Origin of the sequence: Phenylobacterium sp., from assembly GCF_036502675.1 — a bacterium.
Classification (GTDB): Bacteria; Pseudomonadota; Alphaproteobacteria; order Caulobacterales; family Caulobacteraceae; genus Phenylobacterium.
In genome coordinates, this window is the sequence record NZ_DASXYF010000073.1 from 61,527 (window position 1) to 76,682 (window position 15,156).

Below are 15,156 nucleotides of genomic sequence, written 5' to 3' on the forward strand. Positions count from 1 at the left end.
TCGGGGGGAGAGGATGGGTGAGGGGGGATGGTTCCGCCGCAATCACCCATCCTCTCCTCGCAAGCGGGGCGAGGGGTTTAGCGCACGCGTGACACGCGGCCCCTGGTCCGCTATCCCGCCCCCGCATTCCCCGGAGCCGCCGACGCCGTGACCGACGACAGCCAAGAGCCCGGCTGGGCCACCGCCAAGACCCTGGCCGAGGCCCTGCCCTACATCCAGCGCTACGACCGCGAGACCGTGGTCATCAAGTACGGCGGCCACGCCATGGGCGACGACGCGGTGGCCAAGCTGTTCGCCGCCGACGTGGTGCTGCTGAAGATGCTGGGCGTCCACCCGGTGGTGGTGCACGGCGGCGGGCCGCAGATCTCGGCCATGCTGGACCGGGCGGGGGTGAAGTCGACCTTCGTCGACGGCCTGCGCGTCACCGACCAGGCCACCATGGAGGTGGCCGAGATGGTCCTGTCCGGCGCGATCAACAAGGAGATCGCCAACTGGATCACGATCGCGGGCCGCGGCTCCGACGTGCGCGGCGTCGGCCTGTCGGGCAAGGACGCCCGGCTGATCACCGTCGAGAAGGCGGTGCGCACCCGCAAGGACCCGGGCTCCAAGACGGAACAGGTCATCGATCTGGGCTTCGTCGGCGAGCCCACCGAGATCGACCCCAAGCTGGTCGAGGCGCTGATCTACGCCGAGACGGACTACATCCCCGTGGTCGCCCCGATCGGCGTCTCGGAGGAAGGCCAGACCTACAACATCAACGCCGACACGGTGGCCGGCGCCCTGGCCGGCGCGCTGAAGGCCAAGCGCATGCTGCTGCTCACCGACGTGGCCGGCGTGCTGGACGCGGACGGCGAGCTGATCCGCCAGATGACCGTCGCCGAGGCCCGGGAGCTGATCGCCTCGGGCGTGGCCACCGGCGGCATGATCCCCAAGCTGGAGACCGCCGTCGCCGCGGCGGAGTCCGGGGTGGGAGCGGTGGTGATCCTCGACGGGCGGCGGCCCCACGCCATGCTGGTGGAGCTGTTCACCGAACACGGGGCCGGCACGCTGATCTGCCCATGAGCGGCGCGCCCCCCGCAGACCTCAGGCACGTGGACACCTGGCTGTTCGACCTGGACAACACCCTCTACCCGGTCGAGTCCGGGTTCATGGGCCAGATCGAGGCGCGGATGACCGCCTTCGTCGTGCGGGTCACCGGCCTGCCGCCGGCGGAGGCCTACGCCCTGCAGAAGCAGTACCTGGCCGAGCACGGCACAACGCTGCGCGGCCTGATGATCCACCACGGGGTGGACCCGGACGCGTTCCACGCTCTGTTCCACGACCTGGCGCTCGACAGCCTGGCGCACGACCCGGAGTTGCTGACCGCGCTGATGCGCCTGCCCGGCCGGCGGCTGATCTTCACCAACGCCGACGACGTCCACGCCCAGCGGGTGCTGGACCGGCTGGGCCTGACCGGCGTCTTCGAGCAGGTGTTCCACATCGGCAGCTTCGGCCTGACGCCCAAGCCCGACCCGGCGCCGTTCGCCCGCATGGCCGCCGAGCACGGGGTCGCGCCCACGGCCACCGCCTTCTTCGAGGATTCCGAGCGCAACCTGGCGCCCGCCGCCGCCATCGGCATGACCACCGTGCTGGTCGGCGCCCATGCGCCGGCCTCCACCGCCCCCTTCGTCAACCACCGCACCGCAAAGCTCGCGCCGTTCCTAGCCACGGCGCAGGTGAAGGAAGCCGCATGACCACCCTGACCGCCGCCGACCTGAAGCTCGAGATCGAGGCGGCCTGGGAGGCCCGCGACGGCGTCTCCACCGCCACCCAGGGCCCGGTGCGCACCGCCGTGCAGGAGACGCTGAACCTGCTGGACGCCGGGCGCCTGCGCGTCGCCGAGCGGGGCGCGGACCGCCAGTGGACGGTGCAGCAGTGGGTGAAGCAGGCGATCCTGCTGTCCTTCCGCCTGAGCGCCAACAGCCTGGTCCGCGCCGACACGCCGGGCCCGTTCTGGGACAAGGTCCCGCTGAAGTTCGCGGGCTGGGAGGCGGCGGACTTCGAAGCCGCGGGCCTGCGCGCCGTACCGGGTTGCGTGGTGCGCCACTCGGCCTACGTCGCCCGCAACGTGGTGCTGATGCCGTCCTTCGTGAACGTCGGCGCCCATGTGGACGAAGGGACGATGGTCGACACCTGGGCCACGATCGGCTCCTGCGCCCAGATCGGGAAGAACTGCCACATCTCCGGCGGCGCGGGCATCGGCGGGGTGCTGGAGCCGCTGCAGGCCAATCCGACCATCATCGAGGACAACTGCTTCATCGGCGCCCGGGCCGAGGTGGCCGAGGGGGTGATCGTGCGCGAGGGCAGCGTGATCTCCATGGGGGTGTTCCTGACCGCCACCACCCCGATCATCGACCGCAGGACCGGCGTCTCCACCCTGGGCGAGATCCCGCCCTACTCGGTGGTGGTCTCGGGCGCCCGGCCCAGCCCGCACGAGGGTTTGCCCTCGACCTACTGCGCGGTGATCATGAAGACGGTCGACGAGCGCACCCGCGCCAAGACCAGCGTCAACGAACTGCTGCGCGACTGAGCGTGACAGCCTGAAGTGGAAGCCGGTTCAGGCGCGTGTCACGCTCAACACTTTATGAAGACGCGCCTTCCTGTTCGGAAGGCTCCAGGGGGCCTGACTTGATCGATGCGGTGGAGCTGACGCGGGACCTGATCCGCCGGCCTTCGGTGACGCCGGCCGACGCCGGGGCCATGGACGTGCTGCAGGCGGCGCTGGCCGGCCTGGGCTTCGCCTGCCGCCGGATGAAGTTCGGCGACATCGAGAACCTCTACGCCCGCTACGGGACCGCGCGGCCGAACCTCTGCTTCGCCGGCCATACCGACGTGGTGCCGCCGGGCGACGACGCGGCCTGGACGCAGGACCCGTTCGCCGCCGAGGTGGTGGAGGGGGTGCTGGTCGGTCGCGGCGCGGTGGACATGAAGAGCGCCATCGCCGCCTTCGCCGCCGCCGCCGCCCAGGCCATCGCCGGCGGCAAGGTGAAGGGCTCGATCTCCTTCCTGATCACCGGCGACGAGGAGGGCGCGGCCGTCCACGGCACGCGGCCGGTGGTGGAGACCCTGCTGGCCGAGGGCGAGGCGGTGGACCACTGCGTGGTGGGCGAGCCCACCGCGGCGGCGGTGTTCGGCGACATGATCAAGATCGGCCGCCGCGGCAGCCTCAACGCCGACATCACGGTCAAGGGCGTCCAGGGCCACGTGGCCTATCCGCATCGGGCGGCCAACCCGATCCCGGTGCTGGTGGCGATCCTGGCCCGGCTGCAGGCGGCGCCGCTGGACGACGGCTATCCGGAGTTCCAGCCCTCCAACCTGGAGGTCACCCGGCTGGAGGCGCCCAACCCCGCGACCAACATGATCCCGGTCGCGGCGGCGGCGAGGCTCAACATCCGCTTCAACCCCACCCACACGGGCGCATCGCTGGTGAGCTGGATCGAGAGCGAGGCCGCCGCCGTCGCCAAGGACTTCCCGGGACAGGTGACGGTCACGGCGCAGATCAGCGGCGAGGCGTTCCTGACCGAGCGCAGCGCCTTCACCGACCTGGCGGCGGCCGCGGTCCGCGACGTGGCCGGCCGCGACCCGGAGCTGTCCACCACCGGCGGCACCTCGGACGCCCGCTTCATCCGCGCCCTGTGCCCGGTGCTCGAGCTGGGATTGGTGGGGACCACCATGCACGCCGTCGACGAGCGCGTGCCCGTGGCCGAGGTGCGCCAGATGCAGGCGGTCTACGAACGGCTGATCGAGCGGTATTTCGCGGCGTTCTGAGGGGCGCTGCGCTCTCGCTCCACTCCATTCGTGAACGTCATCCTCGGCTGAAGCGCGCAGCGCGGAATGCCGGGGATCCAGGAACACCGAGCGCGACGGCCAAGCACCGATTTCGGTGTTCGTGGATCGCCGGGACAAGCCCGGCGAGGACGTCCTGAGAAGCAGAGCTTGATCCGACGCGGAGCCCCCGCGAACTGCTACGCCGCCAGCTTCGGCGCCGGGCCCACATAGCGCGACTGCGGGCGGATCAGGCGGCCGCCCAGCGCCTGTTCGCGGGCGTGGGCGATCCAGCCGGCGGTGCGGCCGGCGGCGAAGACGCAGGTGAAGGCGTCGGGCGGGAAGCCCAGGGCCTCCAGCAGCAACGCGGTGTAGAACTCCACGTTGGTGTCCAGCGTCCGGCCCGGCTTGCGCGCCTTGAGCACGGCCAGCGCCGCAGCCTCCACCGCCTCGGCGAGCGCCAGGCGGCCCGGCAGGGCGCCGGAGCCGGCCGCCAGTCGCGAGAGGGCGGCCTTCAGCGCGTCGGCGCGGGGATCGCGCACCCGGTAGATGCGGTGGCCGAAGCCCATCAGCCGGTCGCCGCGGGCCAGCGCGCCGTCCAGCCAGGCCCGGGCGTTCGCCGGCGAGCCGATGGCGTCCAGCATCTCGATCACGGGGCCTGGGGCGCCGCCGTGCAGCGGGCCCTTCAGCGCGCTGATCCCGCCCAGCACCGCCGAGCCGAGCCCGGTCTGGGTGGAGGCGATCACCCTTGCTGCGAAGGTGGAGGCGTTGAGGCCGTGGTCGCTCACCGTCACCAGATAGGCGTCCAGCGCCGCCGCCTCGGCGGCGCTCGCCGGCGCGCCGCGCGCCATCCGCAGCAGGTCCGCCGCATGGCCGAGCGCATGGTCGGGGGCCACGGGCGCCTGGCCCGCCCGGGCGCGGATGAGGGCGGCGGCGAACACCGCCGGCGCGGCCAGCAGGCGCAGCGCGGTCGCCAGGTCGTCGCCGTCGGCGAGCCGGGCGGTGAGCGCCCGCACCGCCTCCACGGGCGTCAGGCGCAGGAGGGCCGCACCCAGGCCCGCGGTCTCGGCGAACACCTCGGCGCGCGCCGCGCCCAGCGGGGCCGTCAGGTCCTGCGGCAGGTCCGGGAAGAAGCCGCCGAACAGCAGCGCCGCCACATCCTCGAACCGCGCCGCGCCGGCCAGTTGGTCCAGGGAATGGCCGCGGATGATCAGCCGCCCGGCCAGGCCGTCCACCTCCGACAGCACCGTTTCGGCCGCCACCACGTCGTCGAGGCCGCCATGCTTGTCCGCCATCGGACCCTCCTTGCGATTTGTCTTGCCGTCCGGCAGATGGGCCGGCAGGGTGCTGTCCGTCAATCTTGATCAATATAATCAACATGACCGACTGGATTGTCGCGGAAGACGCCCGGGCGCGGCTGGGGGTGCGGCCCCAGACGCTCTACGCCTATGTGAGCCGCGGGCGGGTGCGGGTGCGCCCGGACCCCGCCGACCCGCGCCGCAGCCTCTACCGCGCCGCCGACATCGCGCTGCTGGCCGAGCGCAAGGGCCGCAGCCGCCGGCCCGCCGACGTGGCGGCCGGGGCCATCGCCTGGGGCGAGCCGGTGCTGGACTCCGGGATCACCACCATCGCCGAGGGGCGGCTCTACTACCGCGGCCGCGACGCCGGGCGGCTGGCCGAGACGCTGACCCTGGAGGCGGCGGCCCGGCTGCTGCGCGGCGGCCACGGGGCGGCGCTGAAAGGGGCGGAGCGGCCGGCCCCACCGGCGGCGCAGGACATGCAGGCCCGCCTGTTCGCCGTGCTCGCCGCGCGGGCCGGGACCGAGCCGCCGGCCCGTGGCCGCAATCCCCTGGCCCTGGCGATGGAGGCGGGCGTGCTGATGGACCTGCTGGCCGACGCCGCCGCGGGGCGGCCGGGCGAGGGCCCGATCCACCTGCGGCTCGCCGCCGCCTGGGGCGTCGCGCCCGAGGGCGAGGACCTGATCCGCCGCGCCCTGGTGCTGCTGGCCGACCACGAGCTCAACGCCTCGACCTTCGCGGCCCGGGTGGCGGCCTCCACCGGGGCCTCGCTGGCCGCCTGCGCGCTGGCGGGCCTGGCCGCCCTGTCCGGCCCGCGGCACGGGGGCGCGGCCGCGGCCATGCGCAGCTTCGCCGAGGACGCCGTCCGCCGGAGCCCGCAGGCCGCCGCGGAGGCCTGGCTGCGGGAGGACCGCGCCGTGCCCGGCTTCGGCCATCCGCTCTACCCCGGCGGCGACCCCCGCGCCCGCCATCTGCTGGCGCGCTTCCAGCCGGGCCCGGCGCTGGCCGCCCTGCGCGCCGCGGTGGAGGCCGCCACCGGCCAGGCGGCTAACATCGACTTCGCGCTCGTGGCCCTGGCCGAGCGCCTGGACCTGCCCGCCGACGCCCCCTTGGCCCTGTTCGCCGTCGCCCGCTCGGCCGGCTGGATCGCCCACGCCCTGGAGCAGGGCCAGGGCGCGCTCATCCGCCCGCGGGCCCGCTACGTCGGGCCGGAGCCGGAGGGGCTTTGAGCGTCAAGCTCAGGAGACAAAACACCGCTCACCCCGGCGAAGGCCGGGGCCCAGGTGAAACCCACGTGGCGCTCAGGCTGAACCTGGGTCCCGGCCTTCGCCGGGATGACCGGTTTGTGAGAGGCGCGGACCTCAAAAGCTCTCCGGCAAATCCACCACCCCCGCCCCGCCCGCCTCGTCGCCCCAGGCGCAGCGGCGGCCGTCGGGGGTGATGGCCAGGGCGGTGATCGGCGGGCCCTTCCCGGCCTTCACGGGATTGAGCTTGCTGGCGGTGAGGTCGGTGACCCAGACGCGGCCATCGTCGAGGCCGGCGGCCAGGCGGCCGCCCTGGGGCGTGGCCGCGACGCGGGTCACCAGGGCGCTCTCGTCGAAGCCCACCTCGGCCGCCTGCTTGCCCATCGGGCCGGTGGCGCCGCCGAACGGCCAGACCACCGCCCCGTTGGCGCCGGAGGTGGCCAGCAGCTGGCCCTTCGACAGGAACGCCAGGCTGCGCACCTTGGCCGGGTAGCCGCCCATGCGCATGTTCTTCTCGTCAGCCACCCGCCAGCCGTGCAGCTGGTTCTCCTGCATCGACGACATCAGGAACTTGCCGTCCGGGCTCCAGGCCAGGGCCACGTGGCTGCCGGCCCACTTCAGGACCACGGGCTTCTGCACGACGATGCGGGCGTACCAGAGGACTGCGCCGCCGTAGGTGGCCGCCGCAAGCCGCCGGCCCTTGGGGTCGAAGGCCAGGTCCGCCACCGACCGCTCGTGGGCGAAGGTCCGCGCGAAGGCCGGGTCGCCCGCGTCGCGCACCTGCACGTCGCGCCCGGCGGCGAAGGCGATCAGCCCGGACTCGCCGCTGGCCGCCAGGGCGTCGATCCAGCGGCCCCCGCCGACCTTGGCGATCTCGACCGGGGCCTCGCCCGGCCGCGACCAGACCACCCGCCCGTCGTCGCCGCCGGTGAGCAGGCCCTCGCCCGACGGCGGGCGGCAGGCGCAGAGCGCCGCGCCGTCGTGCGCCGCCGCCGCCTCCCCGGTCTCGAAGCGGACGGCGCCGTCCCCGAGCGCGAAGGCGGCGCGGCCCCGGGGGTCGAACAGGACGGCGGTGACATAGGCGTCGAAGGCGTAGGACATGGCTCCCCATAGACGGCGCGGCGGGGTCCCGCCTAGAGCGCAGCGCGCGCCGGTTGGCTCTTTACTTTCGGGAACCGGCTTGCCAATGGTCTCGCGAACGGCGCCCGCGGACGTGCGCCTCCAGGGAAGGACTTGCGTATGGCTGCGAAGCTGGCGGGACAGGGCGGCAGTCGGTTCGACCTGGGCCAGAACAGCGACATCAACGTCACGCCGTTCGTGGACGTGATGCTGGTGCTGCTGATCATCTTCATGGTGTCGATCCCCGCCGCCACGGTGTCCATCAAGCTCGACCTGCCGCCGGCCATTCCCCCGCCCCCGGGCACGAAGGTGAAGGAGCCGACGCTGATCAACATCCAACAGGGCGGCGCCCTGTTCATCGGCGACAAGCCGACTTCCATCACCACCCTGGTGGGCGACGTGACCCGCGAGCTGACCCTGGCCGAGGAAATGGGCCCGGACGCGCGCGTCTACATCCGCGCCGACCGCACCGTGAAGTACGGCGACTTCATGAACGTCATGAACACCCTGCAGGAAGGCGGCTTCTACCAGGTCGCCCTGATCAACGAAGAGCTGTAGGCGCTTCGCGCGCTGCTGCGGATCTGCAAGGCCCGTCCGGGAAACCGGGCGGGCCTTTTCGTTGCGCCATGAAGCCGATTAAGCCACGCAGGCCTCGAAGCCGCCCCTGAGCGCCGCTTCGTCAAGGTTGCGGCCGATGAACACCAGGCGGCTGACGCGGGGCCGGTCCTTGGCCCACTCGCCCTGGAAATCACCCTCCAGGATCATGTGCACGGCCTGGAACACCAGCCGGCGGTCCTCGGCCTTGACGTCGAGGATGCCCTTGGCGCGCAGGATGTCGGGCCCCTGCGCCTGCAGCACCCCGTTGAGCCAGTCGGTCACCCGCTGTCCGTCGAGCGGCCGGTCGAAGCTGAGCGACACGCCGCGGATGCCGGCCGCCGCCGCATGGTCCAGCACCTCGTCGTGGTCGTGGTGATCGTGCCCATGATGGTCGTGGCCGCAGTCCTCGTCGTGCACGTGCCCTGGCTCGCCGTGGCCGGGGTCAAGGAACTCCGGCTCCAGGCTGGTGATCCGCTCGAGGTCGAAGCCGCCACGGCCGAGGATCTTGTCCAGCGCCACGTCCGAGCGCTGCGTGCGGTGGATCGGCGCCAGCGGATTGAGCCGGCGGATCGCCGTCTCCACCGCCACCAGCTCCGCCTCGCTGACCAGGTCCGTCTTGTTGAGCACGATCTGGTCGGCGAAGGCGACCTGCTCGGCCGCCTCCTTGGAGTCCGCCAGCCGGAGCGGCAGGTGCTTGGCGTCCACCACCGTGGTCACGCTGTCCAGCCGGGTCCTGGCGCGGACGTCCTCGTCGACGAAGAAGGTCTGGGCCACCGGGCCCGGGTCGGCCAGGCCGGTGGTCTCGACGATGATCGCGTCGAACCGGCCCTTGCGCTTCATCAGGCCCGAGACCACCCGGATCAGGTCGCCGCGCACCGTGCAGCAGACGCAGCCGTTGTTCATCTCGAAGACCTCTTCGTCGGCCCCGACGATCAGGTCGTTGTCGATGCCCACCTCGCCGAACTCGTTGACGATCACCGCGTAGCGCTTGCCGTGGTCCTCAGAAAGGATGCGGTTGAGCAGGGTGGTCTTGCCGGCGCCGAGATAGCCGGTGAGGACGGTGACGGGGGTCTTCCCAGAGGCCTGGGCGGGCGCGATTGCGTTCATGCGCCCCATGTAGGAGCAGACGGCGGATTTCTGAAGTGGCGTTCTGTCGCCAGGGTGTTATAGAGTAACATCAATGACCACCGCCGACCCCACCCGTTCTGACGGCCGCCTGGACGGGTTCCGGTCGGATCGCGCCTATCTGGGCGCCGACCATGGCCGCAACGAGCGCCGGACCTGGATCGTCGCGGCCATCTGCGCCGTGACCCTTGTGGCCCAGCTCGCGGGCGGCCTGCTCTTCCGCTCCATGGCGCTTACCGCCAGCGGGCTGCACATGGCGGCCCACGTCGCGGCCCTGCTGGTGGCGGCCGGGGCCTATGCGCTCGCCCGGCGACATGCGGCCAGTCCGCGCTTCGCCTTTGGCACGGGGAAGATCGGCGACCTCGCCGGCTTCGCCAACGCGGTGGTGCTGGGCATGACCGCGGTGCTGATCGCCGTGGAAAGCTTTCAGCGACTCCTGACGCCGGAGGCGGTCGACTACGCCTCGGCGCTGCCGCTCGCGGCGGCCGGCTTGGCGGTGACCGTGGTCTGCGTCTGGCTGCTGAAGCCGACGGCGCATGGCCGCCACGACCTCAATCTCTCGGCCGCGCACCTGCACCTCAGCGCCGACGCGCTGTTCGGCGTGCTGGCGATCGCCGGCTTGCTGGCCGGGCAGCGGCTGGGCTGGCGCTGGGCCGACCCGGCGGCGGGCCTGGCGGGCGCGGCCCTGGTCGGCCAATTCGCCGTCGGCCTGCTGCGCCGCGCCGCCGCCACCCTGCTGGACATGAACCCGTCGGCCGACCTCACCACCCAGATCCGCACGCGGCTGGAGGCGGAGGGCGAGCGGGTCGTCGATCTGCACCTGTGGCGGCTCGGCCCCGGCCATCACGCTGCCGTCGCCGTGGTCAGCGCCGCCGATCCGCAGCCCGTCGAGGCCTATCACGCCCGTCTTCGCGGGCTGGAAGGCCTTAGCCACTTGACGATTGAAGTGCGTCGTCCTGAATCCGTCAGAGTCTGATGGTTTGGCTGGACGCATGATGGGGCTGGTTCCGAGATTCTGGGCTGTGGTGCGTGCGCGGCCGCGGATCGTGACGACGCTGGCGCTGCTTTTGACCGCCGGCGGCTTCGGCGGCGGCTGGATCAGCGCGAACCACGTGGCGGCGCAGCGGGTCGCCTATACCAAGGGCCCGGCCGCGCCGGTGATCCATACCTCGGCCGCGCCGGCCCCCGCCGCCTTCCAGGCCGAGATCGAACGCATCGCCACCGGCTACCGCGAGCCGGTGGGCATCGCGGTCAGCGAGGTGGCCCAGGGCTGGACCGCATCCAACCTCGGCGGCGAGACCTTCCCGCAGCAGAGCGTCTCCAAACTCTGGGTGGCGCTGGCGGTGATGCAGGCTGTCGACCAGGGCCGGCTGTCGCTCGACCAGACCGTGACCATGGGGCCGGAGGACCGCTCGGTCTTCTACCAGCCTTTGGCCTCGCGCATCCGCGCCACGCGGCCGCTCACGATCACCATCGCCGACCTGCTGCGCCATGCCCTGATCGAGAGCGACAATTCGGCCAACGACAAGCTGATCCAGCAGTTGGGCGGAGCGGGCGTGGTCACTCAGACCATCGCCGAAAAACGCCTGCGCGGCCTGGCGGTCGGCGGCACCGAACGCGATGTCCAGACCAAGACCGCCGGGCTGGAATGGCGGCCGGAGTACGGCCAGACCTGGATTTTCAAACAGGCGCGCGCCGCCCTGCCGGACGACGTGCGCGACCAGGCGCTGGCGACCTACCTGACCAATCCGCCTGACGGGGCGACGCCGGAGGGCATCGTCACCGCGCTCGGGGCGCTGAAGCGTGGCGAACTGCTCAGCCGGGCCTCGACAGACTTCATGCTCGACCTGATGACCGAAGCCCGTACCGGCACGCTGCGGCTGAGGGCGGCCGTGGCGCCCGGCTGGAGCCTCGCGCACAAGACGGGCACCGGCCCCGACTGGCGCGGCGCGTCGGTGGGCATCAACGACGTCGGCCTGCTGACCGCCCCCGACGGCCGCACCTTCGCCGTGGCGGTGATGATCCGCCAGACCAGCCAGGGCGCAGCCGCACGGCATCGGCTGATGCAGGGCGTCGCGCGCGCCGTGGAAGCCTATTGGCGCGACAGCGGACCGGGCGCGGTCCAGCAACAGCACGCCATGGCCGAAGCCGCCGTCCAGAGTGGGCTCTAGGGCGCGACCGCGCTTACGGCCCGGCGCCGTCAGCTCTCGGCCTTGGTGACGTGGCCCTTGACCAGCTTCAGATGGATCTTGGTCCCGCCCAGGTCCTTGGAGTCGATGCCCGTCTCGGGGTCGTCGGGCAGGGTCTGGCAGAACTTGAAGAATGGGATCGGCGGATGGGTCTGCTTCAGGCAGACCTGATCGCCCTTGGCGGTCCAGTTGCCGGCCAGCGGGTTGCCCCGGCGGCTCAGGCCGGTCCAGCTCCCGTCCTCCTTCAGCCAGATCTTCTGGGACCGTCCGTCGGGGTAGATGGACAGCACCGTGTTGCCGAACGCCGCGGCGATCTTGCCGGACGGCTCGTCCTTGGCGATCGACGGCAGGGCTAGCGGCGCGGCGAGCGCAAGCGTGGCGGCGAAGAGGAGGATTCGGGTCATGCGGCCTTCAACGCCTCAAAGCGGGAAACGACGCATCGCCCCGGCGGTGGTCAGCTAATGGCCCAGGACGGCCGCACCGGCCGCAGCCGCGGGCGTCAGGCCGTGCTCGATCCGGGCATCCTCACCGCGCCAGGCATGGACCTGATGGCACACCGGACAGCGGAACGATCGCGGCTCGGTAACCGCCGCGAGGTTGAAGTCCTGGGTGCGGTGTCCGGTGGGGACGTCCGCGCCTGTCGTCGGGCAGCTGATGAGGATCCTCGGCATGCAACCCTAACGGATTCAAGCGGATAAGGTTGCCCGACGGCAGAGGCCTCAGTATCCTGGCGGCGCGACGAAGCCCCCGAACTCGCGCTCGGCGAGCGCGGCGAAGGCCAATGTCGTGCGGTCTTCCAGGTAAGGGCCCGTGACCTGGACGCCGTAGGGCAGGCCCGCGCGGGTCCGGCCCGCGGGGATCGCTGTCGACGGCAGGTTGCCGCCAGTCGCCAGGCCGGACCAACCGGCGGGCGCGAAGTAGGAGACCGTCTCGCCATTCACGGTCAGGGTCCGCTTGCTGGGGTCCGGCTCGTCGTCGTGCGGGAAGGCGGCCGCGCCGTGGATCGGGGTCAGCACCACGTCGAAGCTCTCGAACAGCCGCGCCCACTGCCGACGGAGCTGCGCCTGGGCGTCCAGCTGGGCCATCCACTCGTGCGCCGAGATGGTCTTGGCGCCCGGCTGGCCGCGCGACATGGCGGGCACCAGGAGGCCCATATAGACCGCGTTGACCTTCTCCAGGTCGGGCAGGAGGTCGCTGGACCGCGCAACCGAGGCCCCCTGGGCCTCGAGCTTGTCGCCAAGCGCGTTCAGGCCGGCGCGGATCTCGTCGTCCACCGGCGCCAGCGGGTGGCGGTCGACGATCAGGACACGGTAGTCAGCGAGCCGCTCATGCCGCGGCGGCGGCAGGGCCAGGCGGTAGCCCACCGCATCGTCGCGGTCGGGGCCGGCCAGGACCTCCAGCGCCAGGCCGAGGTCGGCGGGCGTGCGCGCCAGCGGCCCGACCACGGCCAGCACCACGCCCGCGCCCTCCGGCGTCATCGGCGGCTGGTGGCCCCGCGTCGGGATCAGGTTGTAGCTGGGCTTGTGGCCATAGACGCCGCAGAAGTGGGCCGGCATGCGGATCGAGCCGCCGATGTCGGAGCCGAACTCCAGCGGGACCATGCCGGCCGCGAGCGCCGCGGCCGAGCCGCCGGACGAGCCGCCCGGCGTGCGGTCCAGGTCCCAGGGGTTGCGGGTGCGGCCGTAGATCGGGTTGTTCGACTGGTAGTCGGCCAGCCACGGCGGCACGTTGGTCTTGCCCAGGATCACCGCGCCGGCGGCCTTCAGCCGGGCCACGCCCACGGAATCGGCCGCGGCGATGGCGTCCTTGAACGGCGGAAAGCCCCAGGTGGTCGGCAGGCCCGCGACGTCGTGGGATTCCTTGACGGTCATCGGCAGGCCCAGCAGCGGCCGGCGCTCGCCGCGAGCCAGCGCCGCGTCGGCTTCGCGGGCGGCGTCGCGGCCGCGGTCGAAGTCGCGCACCACCACGGCGTTGATCGCCTTGTCGCGATCCCCGATGCGGGCGATGGCGGCGTCGGCCAGTTCCAGCGCACTCACCCGCCGTGCGGCCAGGGCCGCGACCAGGTCGGTCGCGGAGGCGTCCAGGGTGTCGCGGCTCAAGGTCTCGGACATGTCGTGGCTCCCGTTTCCGGCAAGCTCAGCATCCGGCGCGGCGGGAGTCCACCGCGGCTATCGCGAAGATCAGACGACTTGGCCGGCCGCCTGCGTGCGGTGCGGGCTGTCCACCGACCAGATCTTCTCGATGTTGTAGAAGCTGCGGACCTCGGGGCGGAACAGGTGGATGATCACGTCGCCGGTGTCGATCAGCACCCAGTCGCAGTGCGGCAGGCCCTCGACGCGCGCGCGGCCGTAGCCCTCGTCCTTGAGGGCGCGCAGCAGGTGGTCGGCCATGGCGCCGACGTGCCGGTGCGAGCGCCCGGAGGCGACCACCAAACCATCGGCGACGGCGGACTTGCCTTTGAGGTCGATGAACACGACGTCCTGGGCTTTGTCGTCGTCGAGACGGGCCAGGATCATGTCTTCCAGGGCGCTGATGCGGTCCTGAACGCGACTGGACGGGTCTTGGGAAGGCGTCTTGCTTCCCTGCGCGCGGGGCGCGGCTTCACGGGTCAGCGGGGTGCTCCTTTATCCTCGCAAGGCTCTCCCTAGCATGGATGGAGGCCCTGGTCAGCCGCTCTCAGGGCCGCAGCCTCTTCAACCTCTCGCGAAGTGCGGTGGAGCTTTGGAAATTGAAGCGGCCGAAGAGGAATATCCAGGCCGGCGGCCGCGTGTCGGCAAGGCGTAGCGCGGCCGTCGAGGGCAGGCGATAGCGGGCGAACCGCTGGGCGGCGGGCGAGAAGCGGCTCTTCAGGGAAATCCATGGGCGCGAGACAATGGCCACCGGCACCTCGCGCATGATCTGCGTCCAGCCGCGCCAGCGATGGAAGGAGGCCAGGCTGTCGGCGCCCATGATCCAGACGAACTTGACCCCCGGAAACCGCGCCTTCAGCGCGCGCACCGTGTCGATGGTGTAGGCGCTGCCGAGCCGGGTCTCGACGTCGGTGACGATCATGCCAGGGTCCTTGGCCAGCGCCCGCGCGCCAGCCATCCGCTCGGCGAGGTCTGCGGTCTCGTGGCGGCCCTTCAGCGGATTCTGCGGCGAGACCAGCCAGATTACCTGGTCGAGCCCCAGGCGCCGCTTGGCGGTCTCGGCCACATGGGCGTGACCCTCGTGGGCCGGGTTGAACGAGCCGCCGTAGAGGCCGACCCGCATGCCGCGGTTCAGATGGAATCCGGGCCTGAGCGCGCCTGGGCGTCCCCCGTCAGGGACGCGTCTGGCCGGTCCCGCGGACCACATATTTGTAGGTTGTCAGCTGCTCCGCGCCGACCGGGCCGCGCGGCGGAAGGCGCTGCGTCGATATGCCGATTTCGGCGCCCATGCCGAACTCCCCGCCATCGGCGAACTGGGTCGAGGCGTTGACCAGAACGATCGCGCTGTCGACCTCGCGCAGGAAGCGCTCAGCCGCCTTCTCGTCCTCGGTCACGATCGCGTCGGTGTGGTGCGAGCCGTAGTGGTTGATGTGCGCGATCGCTCCGGCGACGCCGTCGACGACGCAAATGGACAGGATTGCGTCGAGATATTCGGTGCGCCAATCATCCTCAGTAGCCGGCAGAATGGAGTGATCGATCGCCCGGGCCGCCGGGTCGCCGCGCAATTCGCATCCGGCCCGACGCAGATCGGCGACGATCCCGGGCAACTGAGCCGCGGCGACTCGACGGTCGACGAGCAACGTCTCGGTGG

The 15,156-nt window shown here is 71.8% G+C and carries 16 protein-coding genes and 1 pseudogene; 8 read left to right on the top strand and 9 right to left on the bottom strand.

What is annotated here, in order from left to right; genetic code table 11:
• Positions 1-147 precede the first annotated feature (147 nt).
• The 4 genes from argB to dapE all read left to right on the top strand — a co-directional run bounded on the left by argB (position 148) and on the right by dapE (position 3,807).
• On the top strand, positions 148-1,062 hold the full coding sequence (gene argB, locus VGL30_RS08880) for an acetylglutamate kinase (protein ID WP_331539005.1): 915 nt from the start codon (positions 148-150) through the stop codon (positions 1,060-1,062).
• Positions 1,059-1,733, top strand: coding sequence for a pyrimidine 5'-nucleotidase (locus VGL30_RS08885; RefSeq protein ID WP_331539007.1), 675 nt, complete (start codon positions 1,059-1,061; stop codon positions 1,731-1,733). Before argB ends, VGL30_RS08885 begins: the two co-directional genes overlap by 4 nt.
• Positions 1,730-2,569: a 2,3,4,5-tetrahydropyridine-2,6-dicarboxylate N-succinyltransferase gene (gene dapD, locus VGL30_RS08890; RefSeq protein WP_331539009.1), complete on the top strand. Its 840-nt coding sequence runs from the start codon at positions 1,730-1,732 to the stop codon at positions 2,567-2,569. The genes VGL30_RS08885 and dapD overlap by 4 nt, the downstream gene beginning before the upstream one ends.
• Positions 2,570-2,667: 98 nt before the next feature.
• Complete coding sequence (gene dapE, locus VGL30_RS08895; protein WP_331539011.1) at positions 2,668-3,807, top strand: succinyl-diaminopimelate desuccinylase; 1,140 nt, start codon at positions 2,668-2,670, stop codon at positions 3,805-3,807.
• 197 nt (positions 3,808-4,004) lie between these two features.
• Here the strand turns inward: dapE and VGL30_RS08900 are convergent, their stop codons facing one another.
• Positions 4,005-5,099, bottom strand: coding sequence for a citrate synthase (locus VGL30_RS08900; RefSeq protein WP_331539013.1), 1,095 nt, complete (start codon positions 5,097-5,099; stop codon positions 4,005-4,007).
• A gap of 83 nt (positions 5,100-5,182) precedes the next feature.
• On the opposite strand from VGL30_RS08900, the gene VGL30_RS08905 reads away from it, so the two are divergent.
• A complete protein-coding gene (locus tag VGL30_RS08905; protein WP_331539015.1) occupies positions 5,183-6,331 on the top strand; it encodes a citrate synthase in 1,149 nt (382 codons plus the stop codon).
• A 132-nt stretch (positions 6,332-6,463) separates the two neighbouring features.
• Here VGL30_RS08905 and VGL30_RS08910 read toward each other — a convergent pair whose 3' ends face one another.
• A complete protein-coding gene (locus VGL30_RS08910) occupies positions 6,464-7,447 on the bottom strand; it encodes a WD40 repeat domain-containing protein (protein WP_331539017.1) in 984 nt (327 codons plus the stop codon).
• Between the two features lie 138 nt (positions 7,448-7,585).
• On the opposite strand from VGL30_RS08910, the gene VGL30_RS08915 reads away from it, so the two are divergent.
• Entirely contained in the window at positions 7,586-8,023 is a 438-nt protein-coding gene (locus VGL30_RS08915; protein ID WP_331539019.1) for a biopolymer transporter ExbD, read from the top strand.
• Positions 8,024-8,101: 78 nt separating this feature from the next.
• On the opposite strand, the gene VGL30_RS08920 is transcribed toward VGL30_RS08915, so the two are convergent.
• A complete protein-coding gene (locus VGL30_RS08920) occupies positions 8,102-9,169 on the bottom strand; it encodes a GTP-binding protein (RefSeq protein ID WP_331539021.1) in 1,068 nt (355 codons plus the stop codon).
• Positions 9,170-9,242: 73 nt separating this feature from the next.
• On the opposite strand from VGL30_RS08920, the gene VGL30_RS08925 reads away from it, so the two are divergent.
• Positions 9,243-10,163 (top strand): cation diffusion facilitator family transporter, encoded by a 921-nt coding sequence (locus tag VGL30_RS08925; RefSeq protein ID WP_331539023.1) that lies wholly within the window; start codon positions 9,243-9,245, stop codon positions 10,161-10,163.
• 70 nt (positions 10,164-10,233) lie between these two features.
• Complete coding sequence (locus tag VGL30_RS08930) at positions 10,234-11,358, top strand: serine hydrolase (RefSeq protein ID WP_331539025.1); 1,125 nt, start codon at positions 10,234-10,236, stop codon at positions 11,356-11,358.
• Positions 11,359-11,387: 29 nt separating this feature from the next.
• Here the strand turns inward: VGL30_RS08930 and VGL30_RS08935 are convergent, their stop codons facing one another.
• From VGL30_RS08935 to proA, 6 genes and pseudogenes are all read right to left on the bottom strand, one after another.
• Positions 11,388-11,780 carry a hypothetical protein gene (locus VGL30_RS08935; RefSeq protein WP_331539027.1) on the bottom strand — a complete coding sequence of 131 codons (393 nt, stop codon included), beginning with the start codon at positions 11,778-11,780 and terminating at the stop codon, positions 11,388-11,390.
• Positions 11,781-11,834: 54 nt separating this feature from the next.
• Positions 11,835-12,047 carry a hypothetical protein gene (locus tag VGL30_RS08940; protein WP_331539029.1) on the bottom strand — a complete coding sequence of 71 codons (213 nt, stop codon included), beginning with the start codon at positions 12,045-12,047 and terminating at the stop codon, positions 11,835-11,837.
• 48 nt (positions 12,048-12,095) lie between these two features.
• The gene (locus VGL30_RS08945; RefSeq protein WP_331539031.1) at positions 12,096-13,487 is read right to left on the bottom strand and encodes an amidase family protein; all 1,392 of its coding nucleotides are present in this window, start codon (positions 13,485-13,487) and stop codon (positions 12,096-12,098) included.
• A gap of 69 nt (positions 13,488-13,556) precedes the next feature.
• Positions 13,557-13,988 (bottom strand): ribosome silencing factor, encoded by a 432-nt coding sequence (gene rsfS, locus VGL30_RS08950; protein WP_331539039.1) that lies wholly within the window; start codon positions 13,986-13,988, stop codon positions 13,557-13,559.
• Between the two features lie 64 nt (positions 13,989-14,052).
• Positions 14,053-14,712 (bottom strand): nicotinate-nucleotide adenylyltransferase, encoded by a 660-nt coding sequence (locus VGL30_RS08955; protein WP_331539033.1) that lies wholly within the window; start codon positions 14,710-14,712, stop codon positions 14,053-14,055.
• Positions 14,678-15,156: pseudogene (gene proA / locus VGL30_RS08960) on the bottom strand (gamma-glutamyl-phosphate reductase); the annotation flags it as partial. The gene VGL30_RS08955 and the pseudogene proA, both read right to left, overlap by 35 nt.

What these genes read in the sequence shown, in the direction of transcription:
- dapD (WP_331539009.1), top strand. Translation starts at nt 1,730, where the DNA reads ATGACCACCCTGACCGCCGCCGACCTGAAGCTCGAGATCGAGGCGGCC.
- VGL30_RS08935 (WP_331539027.1), bottom strand. Translation starts at nt 11,780, where the DNA reads ATGACCCGAATCCTCCTCTTCGCCGCCACGCTTGCGCTCGCCGCGCCG.
- VGL30_RS08910 (WP_331539017.1), bottom strand. Translation starts at nt 7,447, where the DNA reads ATGTCCTACGCCTTCGACGCCTATGTCACCGCCGTCCTGTTCGACCCC.
- VGL30_RS08955 (WP_331539033.1), bottom strand. Translation starts at nt 14,712, where the DNA reads ATGTGGTCCGCGGGACCGGCCAGACGCGTCCCTGACGGGGGACGCCCA.
- VGL30_RS08885 (WP_331539007.1), top strand. Translation starts at nt 1,059, where the DNA reads ATGAGCGGCGCGCCCCCCGCAGACCTCAGGCACGTGGACACCTGGCTG.
- VGL30_RS08945 (WP_331539031.1), bottom strand. Translation starts at nt 13,487, where the DNA reads ATGTCCGAGACCTTGAGCCGCGACACCCTGGACGCCTCCGCGACCGAC.
- VGL30_RS08940 (WP_331539029.1), bottom strand. Translation starts at nt 12,047, where the DNA reads ATGCCGAGGATCCTCATCAGCTGCCCGACGACAGGCGCGGACGTCCCC.
- VGL30_RS08925 (WP_331539023.1), top strand. Translation starts at nt 9,243, where the DNA reads ATGACCACCGCCGACCCCACCCGTTCTGACGGCCGCCTGGACGGGTTC.
- VGL30_RS08900 (WP_331539013.1), bottom strand. Translation starts at nt 5,099, where the DNA reads ATGGCGGACAAGCATGGCGGCCTCGACGACGTGGTGGCGGCCGAAACG.
- VGL30_RS08915 (WP_331539019.1), top strand. Translation starts at nt 7,586, where the DNA reads ATGGCTGCGAAGCTGGCGGGACAGGGCGGCAGTCGGTTCGACCTGGGC.
- VGL30_RS08920 (WP_331539021.1), bottom strand. Translation starts at nt 9,169, where the DNA reads ATGAACGCAATCGCGCCCGCCCAGGCCTCTGGGAAGACCCCCGTCACC.
- VGL30_RS08905 (WP_331539015.1), top strand. Translation starts at nt 5,183, where the DNA reads ATGACCGACTGGATTGTCGCGGAAGACGCCCGGGCGCGGCTGGGGGTG.